The following is an 18,168-nucleotide window of genomic DNA, read 5'->3' as shown; positions in this document are numbered from 1 at the left end:
CTCTAGTCAACGAAGAATTGTGAGACAGGAATAAAAAAATATCTTCGAGAGGGATGAATTGAAATGAACACAAGAACAGCCAAAGTATTGAAAAAGGGAATGAGTATCGCTTTATCAGGTATGCTGGTCGCTTTATTTGTTGGCAATTATTCTGCTCATGCAGCTCCAGAAGTCGTTAGTAAAACCATTCTTGTAAAAGCCGGAGAAGTATACGATGGTAAGGGGAAGACGGTAGCCGCTGATCCAAAAACCTTGGGTGACGGAAGCCAGGCTGAGGCCCAAAAGCCTATTTTCAAGCTTGAAAATGGTGCAACTTTGAAAAATGTGATCATTGCTGCGCCTGCTGCGGATGGTGTGCATGTGTATGGCAACGGAACCATTTCCAACGTAACGTGGGAGGATGTAGGTGAAGATGCATTGACGCTTAAAGAAAAAGGTACGGTAAACATTACGGGCGGTGGAGCGTTCCATGCATATGATAAAGTCTTCCAAATCAATGCCGAGGGCACGATTAACATTAAAAACTTTAGAGCCGATGATATCGGAAAACTGGTTCGCCAGCTGGGCGGCTCTACCTTCAGAGTGAATATGACTTTGGATAACTCGGATATTTCCAATGTAAAGGATTCGATCCTGAGATCGGACGGTCCTAACAGCACAGCTAAAATTACGAACACTCGTTATCACAATGTGCCACAATTGTTCAAAGGCTTTAAATCCGGTAATACGAGTGAGTCTGGCAATACTAAATATTAATCGGAACAGGATAGGAGCGGGGATGGAAATCGATAGATTTTGATTCTATCCTTGTATAGATTGAAAATAGGGGCTGTCCCACAGATCGTCTGGATCTGATGGGACAAGCCCCTATTTAGCTTTTATTTGTTTTTCGCGCCGCGGGAGGATACCGTTGGAACGCTCAAAAGACAAGCCGGGCTTCGTTCAGAACGAGTACTGTGATATGATCTTGCTATTACATTTTATACAAAAAAGTTGGGAAGCTATGAATCTATTTCATCCATATGTGAATGTTGACGGTACTTTGAATGATACGCAGGTGTGGAGTCGGGAAGTTTTATATACAGGTACAAATGGTCGGCATGTTGAACGTTTTTACGTGTCACCTTCTGAGAGTTATGTGTTCAAGCCATTAACCAATGATGAGCAAGCAGGCCGGGAGAGATGGGTGTATGAGCATGTACTTCCTTCACTACCGTCGGTTTATCCCCGATTGCTTGCCTGCTCTGATTCAGAGGAAGATGGCGGAGTAGAATGGATGATTTTTGAGGATCTTGGTCCGTTGCATCATCTACACGAAGAACAAACGATGTTGCGGGCTGTTGGACTTGTAGCAGGGTGGCATGCTTTGCCGCCGGATCGTTTTACCGGAATTCCACTGCGCGGCCCGAAGCCGCTCATTCAGGATTTGGTTTCTGAGTTGTACATGCGCAAGCTTGATGTGTTGAAGCTTTGCAGCTCGTTAGGGTTTCCTAAACAGCAGGTTCAGCGTATGTATGCACAGCTGGATCACTTCGCTTTTTCACCGCAGCTTGTGTTGTCTCATGGTGATCTTCATCCGGGCAACTATGCGCTGAGTGGGGAGCGGCTAATGGTGCTGGATTGGGAGCATGCCCATTTGAACACACCGCTCTGGGATGTGTATCATCTGATCGACATGTCCCACCCGTTGTTTCCCCGGTGTATAACGTCCGACTTGCGAATTCGCTTGCTGGACAGGTATTTGGAGCAGTTGGAGCTGTTGGGAGCAGGACTGGAGCGAGGCGCATTTATGCAAGAATATGGCATGTTTGCTGTGGTATTTTCGCTGTGGATGCTGTTGTTAATTGAAAGTGATTTGCGAAGGATCGGAACGAAATTGCATATAAACGGTGATAAATGGTCAAAAGAGCAATTAGAAGCCCAACGGGGCGAGGCGTTAGCCTGTTTGAACCAATGCGCAGCGATGCTGGAATGGGGACAAGTCAGAAGGTGTGAATAAAGAGTTTGAGCTACAGCGTGTGTACAGATCGTAAACAAAGGTGGGGACATATATGAAAAAAGTCGGTTTGGTCATGAGAAAAATACAGTTTGCCGAAGCGCAGGGCCCGCGTATTTTTGCGGAACGTCTGAAGCAGATCGGGCTGGAGCTGGGCGTGGATATCGTATTTGTGTCACCGGAGCGCCATGTTAGCAGCCATGACTGGCTTCCCGGTTATGAGCATGAAAAGGGTGATCTTGTTAATTATGACGTGGTACTCGATCAGCTTCATGAGCAGCAGATTGAGGATGTTATTTATACGGTATCCGGCTTTACATATTTGAAAATGTTCTTTAAAAACAGCGTGCTTTTTCCGCACAGTTTTCCTGATCCGGCGCTTACAGGCTATGAGATGATGAAGCCTTTTTATCAGATCGTGGACAAGGCTATTGTGCAGACTGACTTTCTCAAGCAGGAGATGGCATCCAAATTTGGTGTAACCGATGTGACGGTCATCCCGATTGGGTTTAATGAGCGGCTGGTGGAAAAGCATTTTGACCCTTCGCAGGTCGTGGAGAATCGGGTGATGTGGATCGGAAGGGATGAGGAGAATCGGCGTCCTGATCTGGTATTGGAGTATGCGCGGCATAATCCCGACAAGGAAGTTTACATGGTGTTTGGCGGAGAACGCTATAAGGAAAGCATGAAGAAGTACGATATCCCTGACAATGTGAAGCTCCAATTTGCGTTGACGCAGGATGAGGTATTTGCGCTGATGAATACGGCCAAAGTATACTGGAGCTGCTCCAAATTCGACACGTTTGCGATGCCGCTGACCGAAGCGCTGGCTATGGGGAAAATCGTCGTGAAGCCTGAGCATCCTTGCTACGGACATATCAGCTCCACGCACTCTTTTTCGGGCAATGAGAAAAACTGGTTCGAGCTGGTCAATATGGCTACCGCCTCACCTCGTCGGGTTTCCACGGAAAACCAGGCGTATGCCATGGAGAAGTTTTCGAGCAGGGTGATGAAGCAGGGGTATCGGGACTTTTTTGAGAATTGGTTAAGCTGAGCAGGTAACGTCGCAGTATTTAAAAGCCATCGTTTGAATAAGTAAAAGGAAGAGGGGGTTACCCTCTCCTTTTTGAATTCTAAATATGTGGTTTGTTGGGGATAATATGAAATAAAAATATACCTTCTACTATGGCAAATAAGCTAGTAAATGAATGGTTAGCAAAGCGGGTTTGGTTCGTTAACTTTGAGTACTCAGGCGGATGAATGTGGTAGGGCTCTGTTGTAGTTTGATAATCCTCATCTTGATGTGGTTCACAGTGGAATTTAGCTAGAACCTGTCTATCGTCTTTGCTAATCCAATCGTAGTAATAGTGTGTAATCACACCGTGTCGTATATGTTCAGTTATGTATAACTTGGAGTCATCTACAAAAACAAGGGTTGCTCGCTGGGCGTAAGCGGTGCTTGTCTTGCCAGTGCTATCTGTATCTCGAACAAGCGAAATGGCATCCCCGAAGGTTCTTTTCAATAACTCCAAGTTTGAAGCAGGATTTCCTATCAATTAGGGCTGATTTCTTGAAGAAAAGCTCGCCACTCTTTACCTTCTCTTGACCATTTAAAATCATTAGACATACTTGGTTCTCCTTTCTCTTTAAGCACATGTTCGAACGAATTACCATATCGTTCTTCATAAAAATTAATCATATCTACAGAATAACGAATGTGATTTATTTGAGATTCGGTCTTATCCATGTTTAACTTGGTTTGGTTTTCTTTGTATAATGTAGCTACTTCCTTCAAGGAAATGTGTTCTCCTGTAGGGGAAATCCACAAGGTTCGAGCGTTAATTCGGGCCTGTTTATTTTTTTCCTCTCTGACGAATCCTACAAATCGCTTTGCGGCAATCCAGTTGTTAATAGTTGATATACTAACTCCAAACATTTTAGCTAACTGCCCTGTCGAATATGAAGGTGATATTTCTTCCTCCGCCAGAGTAAGTATACTAGCGCTTACGTCCTTTAAACCTTTTGTAAGGATATCTAAGTTCTCATCGCCTACACGTCCGAACTGAATGATTTCAGTAATTTCTGATTCCAAGTTTGCAGGTAACGCATTAAATCTCACAGCGATGTTATGAAAAACCTTCAAAATAACTTCTGCTTTCTCCGGGGATCGTGAAGATTCAGTTATGAAGTTTTCGAATATTATTTTATCCTCTGTTGATAACGCCACCATATTCACCTCTTTATGCCTCCATTCTAAATGAACTGCAATCAAACTGCAAGTTAAACTGCAAATAAACTACAACTTCCTATATTTCCATTGTATCTGTCCCCTTTATTTGTATACCTAAAAGATTTGAAAAAAATTAATATCGAAAGTGCGATAAGGTTAGTTTTTGTTGGTTTAAAAATCAAAAGAGATCCCTGTGTGACTTATCACAAGAATCTCTTCGATGTTTTGCAGTGCTGATATCAAATGGGTCCAAACTCAATATCTGTAGCCAAGGTTTCTCTAACGAGTTAATCCAATTTAGGATTGTATCCACGCTACGGCTTCAGATTGAGCAGTTCTGCGGTCGATGACGTAGCTGACCAGCATGAGAAGCAGGCCACCGACAGTGATAAGAGATGCGACCCATGGGATGGCGGCGAGTCCCATTTGATTAATGACGACCCCGCCGATAAAAGCGCCTCCTGCATTGCCCAGATTCAATGCGGAATGGCTGGAGGTAGAAGCGAGCAAAGGAGCCTCATAGGCCAGATTCATGATGCGAACCTGAATGCCGGGCATAATGCCGAACGCGGCAATGCCCCAGATAAAGACAGTGATGACGGCCAGCACCGGGCTTTGTAGCGTGAACGTCAGGATGGCCAAAATAACTGCCAATACGGCATAGTTTGCGATCAGCGACGGCAGCAGTTTCCAATCTGCAAGCTTGCCGCCGACGATGTTGCCGATGGTTACGCCGAGGCCAAACAGGACAAGAATCCACGTGATGCTGTGCTCGGCAAAGCCGCTAATGTCGGTCAGTAAAGGCGTGATATACGTAAAGACGGTGAACAGGCTACCGCAACCGACAGCACCTGTGAGCAGCATCAGCAGTACCTTCGGATTAAACAGGCTTCGGACTTCTTGTTTGAGACTGGAAGGCTTGTCCTGATGCATGACCGGAATGTACCGGATGATGCCAAAGAGAGAAATCAGGCCGATCACAACGATGGCTCCAAAGGAAGCACGCCAGCCGAGCTGCTGTCCGATAAAGGTGCCAAAGGGCACGCCGATAATGTTGGCTACGGTCAGTCCGGTCAGCACCATGGAGATGGCACCAGCCCGCTTATCAGGACGGACCAGCCGCGCCGCGATCAGGGAACCCACTCCCAAAAAGGTTCCGTGCGATAACGCGGTAGCCATACGGGCTACAATCAGAAGCTCGTAGTTGGGAGCAATGACGGAAAAAAGATTGCCTAAAATGAATATAATCATCAGCAGGCATAACAGCTTTTTTTGCGGTACCTTGTGAGTCAATACGGTGAGCACAGGTGCGCCAATGGCTACACCAAGCGCGTAACTGGTGATTAGCTGTCCGGCTTGCGGGATGGTAACTTGAAGATCTTGGGCTACATTAGGCAGAAGCCCCATAATGACGAATTCGGTCATGCCGATGGCGAAGGCACCGAGTGTCAACCATAGCAAGGAGGGTGGAAAGCGATTGGCTGTCAAATTTTCTTGAGTACTCATAAATATCTTGTATCCTCCTGAAAAATAGTAATGCGAGTATATCATTAGAAACCACATCTGGCGACCCATTTGCAATAATTTTACATACTAAGCAGATAAGATTTATGTATTTTACAAAAGCGACAGGTATGAGCGGGTTAAATATGTTATTTTTATAATATGGACTCATCCAAGGAGGATATAATGATGACACTTAAAGTGGTACATAGTATTACAGATTTAATTGGAGATACGCCTTGTGTGCGGCTTCAACGGTTAACCGGACCGCAGGATGCGGAAGTGTATGTGAAGCTGGAATACTTTAATCCCAGCGGCAGTGTTAAGGATCGGGCGGCGGGTAATTTGATTGACGAGGCGGAAAAGGCTGGACACTTAAAGCCGGGTGGAACCATTATTGAGCCGACCAGTGGCAACACGGGGATCGGTTTGGCGATGAATGCGGCTGCCCGAGGCTACCGTGCGATTTTGGTCATGCCGTCGAATATGACGAGGGAACGAATCAATATTTTAAAAGCGTATGGGGCTGAGGTTGTGCTGACACCAGCGGAAGAACGGATGTCAGGAGCGATTCGCAAGGCGCTAGAGCTGGGGGCTGAGATTGAAGGGAGCTTTATCCCGCATCAATTTGAAAACGAGGCCAACCCGGATATCCACCGTACAACGACTGCACTTGAAATTTTGGAGCAGACAGAAGGCAAGCTGGACGTGTTCGTCGCTTCTTCGGGAACAGGCGGTACGATTACAGGAACGGGTGAGGTACTGCGCCAGCATTTGCCGGATCTGCGGGTTGTCGTGGTGGAGCCGAAGGGTTCGCCAGTGCTGTCAGGGGGCAAGCCTGGTCCGCATAAGCTAGTCGGTACTAGCCCGGGATTCGTTCCTGCCGTACTGAATACGGATATTTATGACGAAATCATACAGGTTTCGGATGAGGATGCGATTGCGATGACACGGGCCATTGCTGCTCAGGAAGGAATTCTTGTCGGACCTTCCAGCGGAGCTACAATATGGACGGCAATTCAAGAAGCTCGGCGCTTGGGAGCGGGCAAACGGGTGCTTTGTATTGCCCCGGATACAGGAGAGCGATATTTGAGCATGGGTATTTTCGGATAAAAAGAGTGAAGGGGGAATAATATGAAGATTATGCCTTTACAGAAACGTGGAATCTCCGATAGTCGTCTGGTTCTGGGTTGTATGCCTTTTGGCGGAGAATGGAGCCAGGCGCCATTTACGCAGGAGCATATTGTTGAAGCAGAAAGAGCGGTGGAAGCCGCACGTTCCATCGGCATTACGATGTTCGATCATGCAGACATCTATCGTATGGGGAAAGCGGAAGAAATTTTCGGTCGGATTTTGAAGGGACAGCCTGGTTTGCGCGAACAGATCGTTATCCAGTCCAAATGCGGCATTTTCCTGCCAGATGGTACGCTCCCAGGGCGATTTGATTTTTCATATGCTCATATTATGGAGTCTGTGGATGGTATTCTGAAGCGTTTGGGCACCGAATATTTGGACATTCTGCTGCTGCACCGTCCTGATCCGTTGGTTGAGCCGGAAGAAGTAGCAGAGGCGTTCAGTAAGCTTAAGGCATCCGGTAAAGTACGGCATTTCGGTGTTTCCAATATGAATGTAAGCCAAATTCAGTTTCTGGAGCGCAGCTTGGCGGAGCCGCTGATTGCTAATCAATTGGAGATGAGCCTTGCGCATCTGCACTTTATAGATCAGACGGTGCATGTGAATCAACAGGCGGGGACGAGTGTCCATTTTGGCGAAGGCTTGCTGGAATACTGCCAAACGGAGGATATTCAGCTTCAAGCGTGGGGTCCGCTGGCACAGGGACGTTTTAGCGGTGGTTCTTTGGACGGGGAGCCGGAGCATATACGCCAAACAGCAGAGCTGGTGCAAAAGCTGGCTGTTGAAAAGGAAACGACACGTGAGTCCATCGTGCTTGGCTGGCTCATGAAGCATCCGGCGCGTATTCAGCCTGTGATTGGCAGTGCCAATCCTGGACGGATCAAGGCGTGTCAGGACGCAGAGCGCCAGAGTGAGCTGATGACCCGTGAGGAATGGTATGAGCTGTATGTGAGCGCACGGGGACAAGCTTTGCCGTAACTTTGGAATGCTTCTCAGCTTGTTATAGCAGGCACATTTTCATGAAAGCATATGACTTGGTAATACAAACCGTAATTGAATAGGCCCGCCCTTTGTCTTATGGACAGAGTGCGGGCCTTTTTTTATTGGACGTATTAATATTTTTTCAGCGGCTAATCCTCTTCGTATCTTGCAAGTGCCCTGGCGGTTGTTTCCTTCATTCGGGAAATGAGCCGGGAGCCTTGGACGACCTTGACGCGTTTGCCGAGGAAACGGATTTTGGACAGTACATATTCATCTTCGTCTGCCTGAAAAGTGAGCGTAATGCGATAGGTATCCGCATCCTGAATATACTCTACTTCTTTCTCAAAGCAGGAAAAGGCGTATAAAATACGGGACATTTCCCCGTTGTAGACAGAAATAATTTCGATGATGCCCTGTTCTTTGCGTGACTCCAGAATACCGAGTATACGTTGGGTGAATTTCTCGGTCTCTTCAGGTGGAATTTCCTCTTCGGTGATGGTTACGATGTTAGGCAGCTTGGTGGACATCAGCGCACGGTGTCTGCGATTGTACCAAAGCAGGCTCCATTCCTTTTTGACCATGGAAAATTCCAGTTTATACGGAAAGCCGGACATACGCTCATGAACACGCCCGTTGCGCATTCTGTAGCTCATACAGATACCTGAGCGTGACCGCAGGATGGGACGCAATATACGCAGGAGCGGATGATAAACCGGGGAGGCAGGAATGCCGGCCTTTTCCCTCAAGCTGCCATCGACCTCCAGCGGCTCGTCATCTGCGAGCATCAGCCGAAGCTTATCGAGCGTAGACAGGGTAAAAGCTTCTGTCGCCGCTGGATCTGCCAGCATGGACTGGAGCCAGATTCTTTCCTGCGATGTGGTAGCAAAAGCGCCCGATTCATCCAGCCGCGAGACGATTTGGTAGTTAAATATTTTCTCGAATAGGCTCATAATAGGCTTGAAGCTCCTTCCATTCCTGCTTGAATTCCTGACGCAGCCGCTTGGGTTCCAATACCTCACAGCTTGATCCAAAGCTGCGTAGCCATGGTTTAATCTCGGTGATTCCGTTCACTGTAATTTCATAGATAAAGGATTCACTTTCTTCCTCCGTGATCGTTCCCCATTGTCCCTGCAACAGCACGCGTTCCCGAATAAAGTTGCGTTTGGCACCTTCGGGATTGAAAAAACGTACCCGCACCTTCACGGCACGTCCGGTATCCACAAGCCAGCTATACCGCGTTCTTTCTTCCAACACGGCCAGCAGGTCGGCAAAACGCTGCTCCGACACGGGTTCGCCCTCCGCCAACTGTGTCATGCCCTCCATGCGAAACTTCATGATCCCTTTGCCGTCCACCTGACCCAGTACATACCAACGTCCATATTGATGATCATAGATGACTTGCAAGGGAAGAATGGTGTGCTCACGGCCTTCGGTTTCTTTTTCAAACAGCGGATTCGTGTTCTGTGACCCATACATGCTTCGTTTGGCCGCCGAAAAGTACAAAAAAGTCACACAGCTACGTTGCCGAATGGCGTGAAGAAGCGGATGAATATGGGCCTCATCCAGAATGCGTGAGTAATAGTGGTATTTGTATAAAAAAGGTTCCACCATTTCCTGATCTCCAGCTTGACGACGCATGGCTTTTTTTAAAAGATCGCGCAGCAGATATCCCTGTACAGAGGGGAGGTGCGTATTCGCCATAATGTCCACAAAGTCATACAGGTCCAGTAATTCCTCGTCCGTCAGTCCAGTGACCAGATCATTGCGAACAGCATAGCGGTAAGGTCTGCCGCCGGGCTCCTTGCGAACCACGCCGACTTCGACCAGATATTTCAGGTCCGAACGGATCGTTTTCTCATCCGGTAGCGTACTGTCGGGAGGCAGCCCATCGCAGCAGGCATCCAGCAGCTCCATGGTGGTCAGCGGTTGTGACTGTAGCGCTGTCAACAGAAGGGCCAGGCGGACGCTTTCCGACTCCTTGAGCGATTTGGCCCGAAACAGGAATAGCAGTAGTGGATCAGCGGATTCATAGTAGTTGAAGCGCAGCATTTCATTGAAGTCATGTCCCTGCTCCGCTGGTAACTGCTGCTGCACGGATTGAACGATTTCTTTGAGACGCCGGATCGTTTTATCAAAGGTATGTACGGAAATGCCCAGTCTGTCTGCAAATTGCTGCCGATTATAAGCGCCGCTCGTCAGTGTCAGCATGCGCAGAAATTGAATTTCTTTATCAAAGCTCTCTCTCGCCATGGCGGATTCCCCGTTTCTGTTGCCGTTCTCCGAAAATAAGTATCCCTCTATTCTAACAGGGAAGAGATGCAGGAAAAAGGGAATTTATTCATCTTTGTAATACTTTCGCCATGTTCGCGGCAAGCAAAATATAGGATGATATAAATACCAAGTAGAATCCGTCAGCCAAGACGGGGCGTAGAATGAATGTGGAGCATTCAGGAAATATCAAGATATAAAAGCGGTGGTTAGGGAGGGAATAGCATGAAAGATATAAAACATGGACGGAATTCAATCAGACCGGAAATGCGTGAAACGATATTGCAGGAGCTGCGTGCTTTGGAGCAGGAGGAGCAGGTGCGTATTGTATATGCCTGTGAATCAGGCAGTCGGGCGTGGGGATTTCCTTCACAGGATAGTGACTACGATGTACGTTTTATTTATGTAAGGCCGGTGGAGTGGTATTTGTCCATTTTTGATAAACGGGATGTGATTGAGCGTCCAATCAGCGATTTGCTGGATATCAACGGCTGGGACTTGAAAAAGTCGCTCAATCTATTTCGCAAGTCCAATCCGCCTTTACTGGAATGGCTGCAATCCCCGATTCCCTATCTGGAGCCATATTCAGTGGCAGAACAGATTCGCGCTATATCGCCGTTAACTTTTTCGCCTAAGTCCTGTATGTATCATTATCTGAATATGGCGCGGGGAAACTATCGGGATTATTTGCAAGGAGAACAGGTGAAGATTAAAAAGTATTTTTATGTGCTGCGCCCGTTGCTGGCGTGTGGCTGGATTGAACGCTATAACAGTATGCCTCCGATGGAATTCGAAGACTTGCTGGAGGAATTAATTCCGGCAGATACAGAGCTTTATCAGGTGATCGGACATTTGCTGCAACGTAAAAAAGCGGGCGAGGAACTGGATATTGAGCCACAGCTTTCTGTGGTCAATGATTATATCCAGCAGCAAATGGCTTATTTTGAACAAAAGGCGCCTTTGCTCCAGCATATGGAGGGTGGACGTGATCAGCAACTGGATGATTTGTTCCGCGCTGCGGTGAAGGAAGTATGGCAAGCCGAACTGTAAAGACTGGTTCGTTGACTATGAATTGGGAGAAATAGTGGTATGGGAATATGATCCGAGATTATAGTTTTATAAAGGAGGAACTGAAATGGGTATGTCACTGATTGATATTGGTGTAAATCTGATGCATCGTTCGTTTCATGAGGATCGGGAGCAGGTGGTGGAAAGAGCGGCAGCCGAAGGGATTACACCGCTGATTATTACCGGGACAAGTGTCCGCAGCAGCCGGGGGGCTTCACAGTATGCGGCACGTTATCCCGGCAAGCTGTATGCGACGGCTGGTGTGCATCCCCATGATGCCAAAGACTGTACCCCGGATACGATTCAACAGCTTCGTACGCTGGCGGGTCAGCCGCAGGTCGTAGCCATCGGGGAATGCGGACTGGATTATAACCGTGATTTCTCTCCGCGTGATGTGCAGCGTCAATGGTTTAGGGAACAGATGAAGCTGGCTGGCGAGCTGAAAATGCCGTTATTTTTGCATGAGCGGGATGCGCATGAGGATTTTGCGGCTATGCTGCGGGAGCATCATGGGCTGATAAATAAGGCGGTGGTGCATTGTTTTACCGGAACCGCACAGGAGCTGCACATGTATGTAGACATGGGATTGTACATCGGTATTACAGGCTGGATCTGCGACGAACGGCGCGGCAAGCATTTGCGTGAACTGGTCAGGGATATTCCACTGGACCGTCTCATGATTGAAACGGATGCTCCATTTCTCACCCCGCGTAATTTACCTGTAAAGCCGAAGGAAGGGCGCAATGAGCCGATCTATCTCGCACATATTGCCGCTACGGTTGCAGAATGTACAGGTCGAAGCATTATGGAGATCGAAATCGCGACGACAGAGACAGCCAAACGTTTTTTCGGATTGTAGGATTGTCAAAGCAATAGATGTGGTGTACATTATAGTGAATTAAAAAGCATTGTCGGGAGCTTGAGAAAGTCAGGCTGAGAGGGTGGCCCTTGCCATCGACCGTGAAATCTGATCTGGGTAATGCCAGCGTAGAGAAACCTAGAACACTATACAGGAATGCCGCTTGTTTTGCGGTTGTCGATAGATTCGGTTCATATCTTATAATCAAGCTAGACGGCTGCGCTTAGGCTACTGGTTGTATGAGGCATATCGACGAATGATGTTTTGTATGGTGATCCACCTTTTACTGCGCATAAAGCTTGCCTGGAGATTCAGCTCCGGACAAGCTTTTTTTCATGGCCACGAGGCCCATTTTAAGGGAAAAGGGGAGTACATCATAATGAATACTGCTGTAAAAGCGTCTAAAGGATTGAAGCTGACGGATATTTTGGTCACGATCGTGATCGCCGTCGTGTTTGGGTTGGTCTATAAAATATGGGGGCCTGCGTATGATCTGGTGAAACCGCTGGGGCTGAACGCCGAGCAATTGGTGTACGGCATGTGGTTTATGGCGGGCACATTCGCATACCTTATTATCCGCAAGCCGGGAGTTGCGATTTTGGCAGAGGTGGCAGCGGCAACGGTCAGTGCTTTTTTGGGAAGTGAATGGGGGATGTCTACCTTGTACTATGGCTTGCTGCAAGGATTGGGAGCAGAGCTGTTTTTTGCGGTTTTTCTGTACCGGAACGCCAATCTGTGGGTCACTTCCCTGGCTGCGGCTGGATCGGCTATAGCCTCCCTGATTTTAGACTTCAGTTACGGGTATATTGATCAGCTTTCGACCTGGAACTATGTTCTGTATGTCGGATTCCGCATGATTGGCAGCATTGTGATTGCCGGGGTGTTCGCGTTCTATCTGGCTAAGGCGCTGGAAGTCACCGGGGTGACACGTACCTTGAGACCTGCAACGGAACAGGACTATAAGGGGCTGGACTAATGAGTTGGGTAGCCGAAGATGTAGTGGCGTCGGTCACTCGTCTTCGTTTGAAATTTCCCGGTGAGCAGGAACTGATTTTCCACAATATGTCTGTATCCGTCCGCAAGGGGGAAAAGCTGCTGCTGCTTGGACCGAGTGGATGCGGTAAATCAACGCTGCTTCAGGTGCTGAGTGGTCTGATTCCGCGCACGATAGAAGTACCGATGAAATGTGATGCTGCTGTCATTCCGGCGCGTGCGGGTGTCGTATTTCAAGATCCGGATACGCAGTTTTGTATGTCGTATGCGGACGAGGAACTGGCTTTTGTATTGGAAAATAATCAGGTTCCCCGTGAGCAAATGCCGTCTCGTATCCGCAAGCTGCTGACGCAGGTCGGTCTTTCGACGGATGAGATACATATGCCGATTGGCAGCATGTCTCAGGGCATGAAGCAACGGCTGGCGATTGCGTCTGTGCTGGCGATGGAGCCGGAGGTGCTTTTTCTGGATGAGCCGACGGCTTTGCTGGATGAAGAAGGCACCGCACAGGTGTGGGATACGATTCGCCACATTTCAGCAGATCAGACGCTAGTGATTGTGGAGCATAAAATTAATGAAATTGTCCATGATGTGGACCGGATTGTGGTGCTTTCTGCTCAAGGGGAAATCATGGCGGACGGGACTGCGGAGGAGGTATTTCATAAGCAACGGCAGGCGTTGTCTGATTACGGTGTCTGGTATCCGGGCGTATGGGATGAGGCATCCTCACCACGTTGGAGTGAACAAGGGACACAGGAGCATGGAGTGGGGAATGACAGCGGGGCGTTCATCTTGGCAGCGGGTACTCCTATACTGGAGCTGGAGCATTTCAGCGGCCTTCGGGGTTCGAACTCAGTCATTTATGTAGAGCAAGCGCAGGTGAAACCGGGGGACTGGATTGGTGTGGTCGGTGAAAATGGGGCTGGTAAAAGCTCGCTGCTGCTCTCCATGATGCGCTTAATCCGAACGCAGGGAAGTTACAACGTGGACGGAATAGAGGCTGGCGGTACGGAACAACTGGCAGAGCGTATCGCGTTCGTGTTTCAAAATCCGGAACTGCAATTCGTAGCGCATACCGTTCGGAAGGAACTGGAGTATTCGCTGCCGGAGAGCTTGTTTATGGATGAACAGCGCCGGGAGCGAGTGGATCGAATACTCTTACAGTTCGGGCTGGAACGGCTGGATGAACGTCATCCGTATCAGCTTTCGTTGGGGCAAAAAAGGCGGCTGAGCATTGCCACAGCTATGATCCGTGAGCCAGCGGTGCTGCTGCTGGATGAGCCGACCTTTGGGCAGGATGCGCGTAATACCTTTGTCATGCTGGACATGCTGGAACAGCTTAGAGTGGCAGGCACGGCGATTGTGATGGTCACGCATGACCCGGAAATTGTCCGTCGATATTGCACGGATATATGGCGGATACAGAAGGGGGAACTGCGGCATGAACCTGTCTTTTCCCCATCATGAAACATGGCTTCACCGGGTTAATCCGGGATTAAAGCTTGTTATGTTTTCCTTGTTGTTCGTGGTCGTCATTCTGATTCACAATCCGAACGTGATGTTCAATGTAGCGTGCGCTATGCTGCTGTTGCTCGTCTGGTCAGGCCATCCGTGGAAGCGACTGCTACTGTATGGTTCTCCCTTTATACTGGTGTTTATTTCAACCTCCACAGGCATGATGATGTTCGGCAAAGGGGTGACGACCTGGTGGACATGGGGCCTGATCCATATTACGCAGGAAAGCTTTTATCGGGGAATGCATCTTGGATTTCGTGCACTGAGTATGGCGGCGGCAGGATTATTATTTGGTTTGACGACACGCCCGGTGAACCTGTTTTATTCGCTAATGCAGCAATGGAGGCTTCCTCCGAAATATGCATACAGCTTTTTGGCGGCCATGCGGATGATACCGATGCTGCTGGAGGAATTCCAAACGTTGAGACATGCCCACCGCATTCGGGGTGTACATCAGCATGTGTCCAAATGGAATATGTATGCTACGCTTCGCAGATATGCGATTCCGCTGCTGGCTCAAAGCATCCGGCGCGCCCAGCGAATTGCTATTGCCATGGAGGCCAAGGGGTTTGCCAATGAAACCAAGCGCACGTACTATTATGCGATCCATTATTCGGCTGTAGATAGTGTGTTTATTTGCTATTTTGTGGTGATGCTTACGCTGGCTTGGGGGCTCGGTATCCGCTTTCCTTATGTGGGCGTGTGGGATGTGCGCTAATTTGCTGTCAAAAGGCTTTGCCCGATTTCTGCTCTGTGTTATATTAATGCAATGGGAATTGACGGCTCGTACAGACCTGACTGGGCTGGCGGGCCTATTACATTTTCCCTGAGAAATGGATCATCAGGAGGCCAGTTTCATGATTACGCTGCATCAGGTAAGCAAGCATTATACGACCTCAAGCGGCCCATTTCAAGCGGTTCAATCCGTGTCCCTTCAAGTGGAGGAAGGGGAAATTCACGGTATCATAGGTGCCAGCGGTGCCGGTAAGTCAACGTTGCTCCGGTTGATGAATGTATTGGAACAGCCGGATGAGGGAAATGTGGTTGTAAATGGAGACGAGCTGACCCGCATGCCGGAAAAACGTCTTCGTGAAGCGCGGCGATCCATCGGGATGATTTTTCAGCATTATCATCTCGTCCACAACCGTACGGTTAGTGGCAATGTGGCAATGCCGCTGGAGCTGGCAGGCGTACCGAAAAAAGAGAGAGCGGTACGCGTGCGCGAATGCCTGCAATTCGTCGGCTTGGCTGACAAGGCGGAGCAGTATCCAGCACAACTGAGCGGAGGCCAGAAGCAACGTGTGGCGATTGCCAGAGCGCTGGCGAATCGACCTGCGGTGCTGCTTTGTGATGAGCCGACCTCAGCGCTTGATCCGCAGACAACGGCGGATATTCTAGGCGTGTTGCAGGAGATCAACCGTGAACTGGGGGTTACGATTGTGATCGTAACGCACGATATGGACGTGGTGCGGAGCATTTGTAGCCGCGTTTCGGAGATGCGGGATGGACATTTGCTTTCAACGCAGCTGGTGGCTGACCCGGCGGTCAATTCAACAGCGAAAGCAGGTGAAGCTCATGAATGAAACGCTGAGCATCATTGCGCAGTATCAGTCCGAGATATGGAAGGCCATCGGAGAGACGTTCATCATGGTGGGCTTTTCCATCGCAGCAGCCGTACTTTTGGGGCTTCCGGCAGGAACAATTTTGTATTTGTGCGGCAAGGGGCAAAAATATGAAAATCGGCTGGTGTTCACCATACTAAACAGTCTGGTCAATGTGATTCGCTCGTTCCCGTTCTTGCTACTGGTCGTGTTTATGATTCCATTTACACGTCTCGTCGTGGGCACGGCGCTGGGTACGATGGCAGCTACGGTTCCCATGTCAGTGGTAGCCATTGCCTACTATTCAAGGCTGGTGGAGCAGTCACTGCTGGATGTGCCAAAGGGTGTAATCGAAGCTGCTACTTCTATGGGAGCGTCTACCCTCCAGCTTATTTTTAAATTTTTGTACGTGGAAGCCCGTTCCGGGCTTGTACTTGGCTTGACCACGTCCACAATCAGCTTCATCTCTTACTCTACGGTGATGGGCATTGTGGGCGGCGGCGGCGTGGGTGATTTCGCCATCCGCTACGGTTATCAACGTTTTGAAACCGGATTGATGGCGTTCACCATCGTCGTCATGATTTTTTTAGTGCAAACGATCCAGTTCACCGGAAGCACGATATCCCGCCGGATCGACAAGCGATAAGATAGGTTATAGCCTGCTATGTTAGAGCGGACGCTTTATTGAACATCTTATATGTTCAAGCGTAACAGCAGCCTATGGCAAGAAGGTAAACTGAGGATGTAATCCCTCAGTACCGATAGATCGTAGGCAATACACTTGCACCACCCACCATGGGAAATGAGAATGACTTTACAGTGGCACATAAGCGTAGCGGGCAGAATTGTTCTAAAGAAGCGATAGCGTTCGCCTTTACCCCCGGATTTTTACCTTATAATGTTCTACTAAATGAAAAAAATCTGGGGGTAACAGCGATCGGAAGAACAATCTGCACGCGAAGCGGCTCCCCCTGTAACTCACTCTCCTCTTCCCAATCACAAATTTACTTGGAGGTTTCTCACCTAATGAGTCGGAAAAACAACATGAAAACTAACCTGAAATTACTTACACTATTCGCTGTCGTCATGCTGTTGGTTGCAGGATGCGGCGGTCAAAAGCAGGCGACACAAGAAACACAGCCTAAAGAAGCGACTTCTCAAAAAGAAGTGACTTTGAAAGTGGCGACGCTGATTCCACCGATGACGGATGTGCTGGATATCGTAAAACCATTGCTCAAGCAGGACGGAGTCAATTTGGAAATCGTCGTGCTGTCGGACAATATCCAGCCGAATAACGCATTGGCAGCCCATGAAGTGGATGCTAACTTCTTTCAGCATGCTCCTTTTATGCAACAATACAATGAAAGCAACAAGTCTGATCTGGTAGCAGTCAAACCGATTTACAACGCCATCTATGGCGCGTATTCCAAAAAATACAAGAACATTAAAGATCTGCCCGAAGGTGCGACCATTGCGATTGCCAACGACCCAGCAAATACCGGACGTTCTCTCGTGATGATGGAACAAAACGGTCTGATCAAGCTTAAAGAAGGCGTAGGCTATAATGCTACACAGGCTGATATTATTGAAAACAAGAAAAAGTTTGTGTTCAAAGAAGTCGATCTGTTAATGCTGGCGCGGTCGCTGGATGATGTGGACATGGCTGCCATGTATCCCGCTTATGCCAAGCCGTTGGGCCTGACACCGAAGAAGGACGCGCTAATTACTGAAAAGGACGATACCCACTTTGCCATTAATCTGGTAGCGCGCAAGGATAATGCGGATTCGGATGCCATTCAAAAGCTGGCGAAGCGAATGACTGGTCCGGAGGTTCGTAAATTTTTCGAGGATAATTACAAGGACAGCGTTGTCCCAGCATTTTAAATAAACAAGCATTTTGCATAAATCCAGAGAGCGGCTTTCAATCTATAATATATAGATCGGAATGCTTATGTTCGTCTATATATTAACCCGCTAGCGACTGGAATCAAATTATGCAAAATGCTAAATACGAGTGTTG

General features: G+C 48.4%; 18 protein-coding genes. 13 read left to right on the top strand and 5 right to left on the bottom strand.

What is annotated here, in order from left to right; all coding sequences use genetic code 11:
• The first annotated feature begins 63 nt into the window (after positions 1-63).
• From QD47_RS13470 to QD47_RS13460, 3 genes are all read left to right on the top strand, one after another.
• Entirely contained in the window at positions 64-756 is a 693-nt protein-coding gene (locus QD47_RS13470; RefSeq protein WP_044646616.1) for a pectate lyase, read from the top strand.
• Positions 757-961: 205 nt separating this feature from the next.
• Complete coding sequence (locus tag QD47_RS13465) at positions 962-1,999, top strand: aminoglycoside phosphotransferase family protein (protein ID WP_200893436.1); 1,038 nt, start codon at positions 962-964, stop codon at positions 1,997-1,999.
• Positions 2,000-2,051: 52 nt separating this feature from the next.
• Complete coding sequence (locus QD47_RS13460) at positions 2,052-3,050, top strand: glycosyltransferase (protein ID WP_044646615.1); 999 nt, start codon at positions 2,052-2,054, stop codon at positions 3,048-3,050.
• A gap of 79 nt (positions 3,051-3,129) precedes the next feature.
• On the opposite strand, the gene QD47_RS13455 is transcribed toward QD47_RS13460, so the two are convergent.
• The 3 genes from QD47_RS13455 to QD47_RS13445 form a co-directional block, all read right to left on the bottom strand.
• Positions 3,130-3,528, bottom strand: a complete 399-nt coding sequence (locus QD47_RS13455; RefSeq protein ID WP_152643809.1) for a toxin-antitoxin system TumE family protein — start codon at positions 3,526-3,528, stop codon at positions 3,130-3,132.
• A 20-nt stretch (positions 3,529-3,548) separates the two neighbouring features.
• Positions 3,549-4,232 carry a hypothetical protein gene (locus tag QD47_RS13450; protein ID WP_044646613.1) on the bottom strand — a complete coding sequence of 228 codons (684 nt, stop codon included), beginning with the start codon at positions 4,230-4,232 and terminating at the stop codon, positions 3,549-3,551.
• 291 nt (positions 4,233-4,523) lie between these two features.
• On the bottom strand, positions 4,524-5,732 hold the full coding sequence (locus QD47_RS13445; protein ID WP_044646612.1) for an MFS transporter: 1,209 nt from the start codon (positions 5,730-5,732) through the stop codon (positions 4,524-4,526).
• 186 nt (positions 5,733-5,918) lie between these two features.
• Here QD47_RS13445 and cysK point away from each other — a divergent pair, with 186 nt between their 5' ends.
• Both cysK and QD47_RS13435 read left to right on the top strand, forming a co-directional pair.
• On the top strand, positions 5,919-6,842 hold the full coding sequence (cysK, locus tag QD47_RS13440; RefSeq protein WP_044646611.1) for a cysteine synthase A: 924 nt from the start codon (positions 5,919-5,921) through the stop codon (positions 6,840-6,842).
• 21 nt (positions 6,843-6,863) lie between these two features.
• Positions 6,864-7,841, top strand: coding sequence for an aldo/keto reductase (locus QD47_RS13435; protein WP_044646610.1), 978 nt, complete (start codon positions 6,864-6,866; stop codon positions 7,839-7,841).
• 152 nt (positions 7,842-7,993) lie between these two features.
• Here QD47_RS13435 and QD47_RS13430 read toward each other — a convergent pair whose 3' ends face one another.
• Positions 7,994-8,794 carry a WYL domain-containing protein gene (locus QD47_RS13430; protein ID WP_044646609.1) on the bottom strand — a complete coding sequence of 267 codons (801 nt, stop codon included), beginning with the start codon at positions 8,792-8,794 and terminating at the stop codon, positions 7,994-7,996.
• Entirely contained in the window at positions 8,769-10,094 is a 1,326-nt protein-coding gene (locus QD47_RS13425) for a helix-turn-helix transcriptional regulator (protein WP_044646608.1), read from the bottom strand. Before QD47_RS13425 ends, QD47_RS13430 begins: the two co-directional genes overlap by 26 nt.
• Positions 10,095-10,337: 243 nt before the next feature.
• On the opposite strand from QD47_RS13425, the gene QD47_RS13420 reads away from it, so the two are divergent.
• The 8 genes from QD47_RS13420 to QD47_RS13385 all read left to right on the top strand — a co-directional run bounded on the left by QD47_RS13420 (position 10,338) and on the right by QD47_RS13385 (position 18,032).
• Positions 10,338-11,162 carry a nucleotidyltransferase domain-containing protein gene (locus tag QD47_RS13420; protein WP_044646607.1) on the top strand — a complete coding sequence of 275 codons (825 nt, stop codon included), beginning with the start codon at positions 10,338-10,340 and terminating at the stop codon, positions 11,160-11,162.
• A gap of 85 nt (positions 11,163-11,247) precedes the next feature.
• Positions 11,248-12,039 (top strand): TatD family hydrolase, encoded by a 792-nt coding sequence (locus tag QD47_RS13415; RefSeq protein ID WP_044646606.1) that lies wholly within the window; start codon positions 11,248-11,250, stop codon positions 12,037-12,039.
• Between the two features lie 379 nt (positions 12,040-12,418).
• A complete protein-coding gene (locus tag QD47_RS13410; RefSeq protein WP_044646639.1) occupies positions 12,419-13,015 on the top strand; it encodes an ECF transporter S component in 597 nt (198 codons plus the stop codon).
• Positions 13,015-14,499, top strand: coding sequence for an ABC transporter ATP-binding protein (locus QD47_RS13405; RefSeq protein ID WP_044646605.1), 1,485 nt, complete (start codon positions 13,015-13,017; stop codon positions 14,497-14,499). The genes QD47_RS13410 and QD47_RS13405 overlap by 1 nt, the downstream gene beginning before the upstream one ends.
• Positions 14,474-15,265: an energy-coupling factor transporter transmembrane component T family protein gene (locus tag QD47_RS13400; RefSeq protein WP_044646604.1), complete on the top strand. Its 792-nt coding sequence runs from the start codon at positions 14,474-14,476 to the stop codon at positions 15,263-15,265. The genes QD47_RS13405 and QD47_RS13400 overlap by 26 nt, the downstream gene beginning before the upstream one ends.
• A 139-nt stretch (positions 15,266-15,404) precedes the next feature.
• Complete coding sequence (locus tag QD47_RS13395; protein ID WP_044646603.1) at positions 15,405-16,130, top strand: methionine ABC transporter ATP-binding protein; 726 nt, start codon at positions 15,405-15,407, stop codon at positions 16,128-16,130.
• On the top strand, positions 16,123-16,794 hold the full coding sequence (locus QD47_RS13390) for a methionine ABC transporter permease (protein ID WP_044646602.1): 672 nt from the start codon (positions 16,123-16,125) through the stop codon (positions 16,792-16,794). The genes QD47_RS13395 and QD47_RS13390 overlap by 8 nt, the downstream gene beginning before the upstream one ends.
• Positions 16,795-17,174: 380 nt before the next feature.
• A complete protein-coding gene (locus QD47_RS13385; RefSeq protein ID WP_044646601.1) occupies positions 17,175-18,032 on the top strand; it encodes a MetQ/NlpA family ABC transporter substrate-binding protein in 858 nt (285 codons plus the stop codon).
• Positions 18,033-18,168: the final 136 nt, after the last annotated feature.

It is taken from the genome of Paenibacillus terrae (assembly GCF_000943545.1).
In the GTDB taxonomy this organism is placed as follows: Bacteria; Bacillota; Bacilli; order Paenibacillales; family Paenibacillaceae; genus Paenibacillus; species Paenibacillus terrae_A.
This window is presented reverse-complemented; position numbering and strand designations above follow the sequence as displayed.

Coding starts and splice junctions, on each gene's coding strand:
- QD47_RS13420 (WP_044646607.1), top strand. CDS start 10,338: ATGAAAGATATAAAACATGGACGGAATTCAATCAGACCGGAAATGCGT.
- cysK (WP_044646611.1), top strand. CDS start 5,919: ATGACACTTAAAGTGGTACATAGTATTACAGATTTAATTGGAGATACG.
- QD47_RS13385 (WP_044646601.1), top strand. CDS start 17,175: ATGAGTCGGAAAAACAACATGAAAACTAACCTGAAATTACTTACACTA.
- QD47_RS13415 (WP_044646606.1), top strand. CDS start 11,248: ATGGGTATGTCACTGATTGATATTGGTGTAAATCTGATGCATCGTTCG.
- QD47_RS13465 (WP_200893436.1), top strand. CDS start 962: ATGATCTTGCTATTACATTTTATACAAAAAAGTTGGGAAGCTATGAAT.
- QD47_RS13430 (WP_044646609.1), bottom strand. CDS start 8,794: ATGAGCCTATTCGAGAAAATATTTAACTACCAAATCGTCTCGCGGCTG.
- QD47_RS13410 (WP_044646639.1), top strand. CDS start 12,419: ATGAATACTGCTGTAAAAGCGTCTAAAGGATTGAAGCTGACGGATATT.
- QD47_RS13395 (WP_044646603.1), top strand. CDS start 15,405: ATGATTACGCTGCATCAGGTAAGCAAGCATTATACGACCTCAAGCGGC.
- QD47_RS13405 (WP_044646605.1), top strand. CDS start 13,015: ATGAGTTGGGTAGCCGAAGATGTAGTGGCGTCGGTCACTCGTCTTCGT.
- QD47_RS13435 (WP_044646610.1), top strand. CDS start 6,864: ATGAAGATTATGCCTTTACAGAAACGTGGAATCTCCGATAGTCGTCTG.
- QD47_RS13400 (WP_044646604.1), top strand. CDS start 14,474: ATGAACCTGTCTTTTCCCCATCATGAAACATGGCTTCACCGGGTTAAT.
- QD47_RS13470 (WP_044646616.1), top strand. CDS start 64: ATGAACACAAGAACAGCCAAAGTATTGAAAAAGGGAATGAGTATCGCT.
- QD47_RS13425 (WP_044646608.1), bottom strand. CDS start 10,094: ATGGCGAGAGAGAGCTTTGATAAAGAAATTCAATTTCTGCGCATGCTG.
- QD47_RS13445 (WP_044646612.1), bottom strand. CDS start 5,732: ATGAGTACTCAAGAAAATTTGACAGCCAATCGCTTTCCACCCTCCTTG.
- QD47_RS13460 (WP_044646615.1), top strand. CDS start 2,052: ATGAAAAAAGTCGGTTTGGTCATGAGAAAAATACAGTTTGCCGAAGCG.
- QD47_RS13390 (WP_044646602.1), top strand. CDS start 16,123: ATGAATGAAACGCTGAGCATCATTGCGCAGTATCAGTCCGAGATATGG.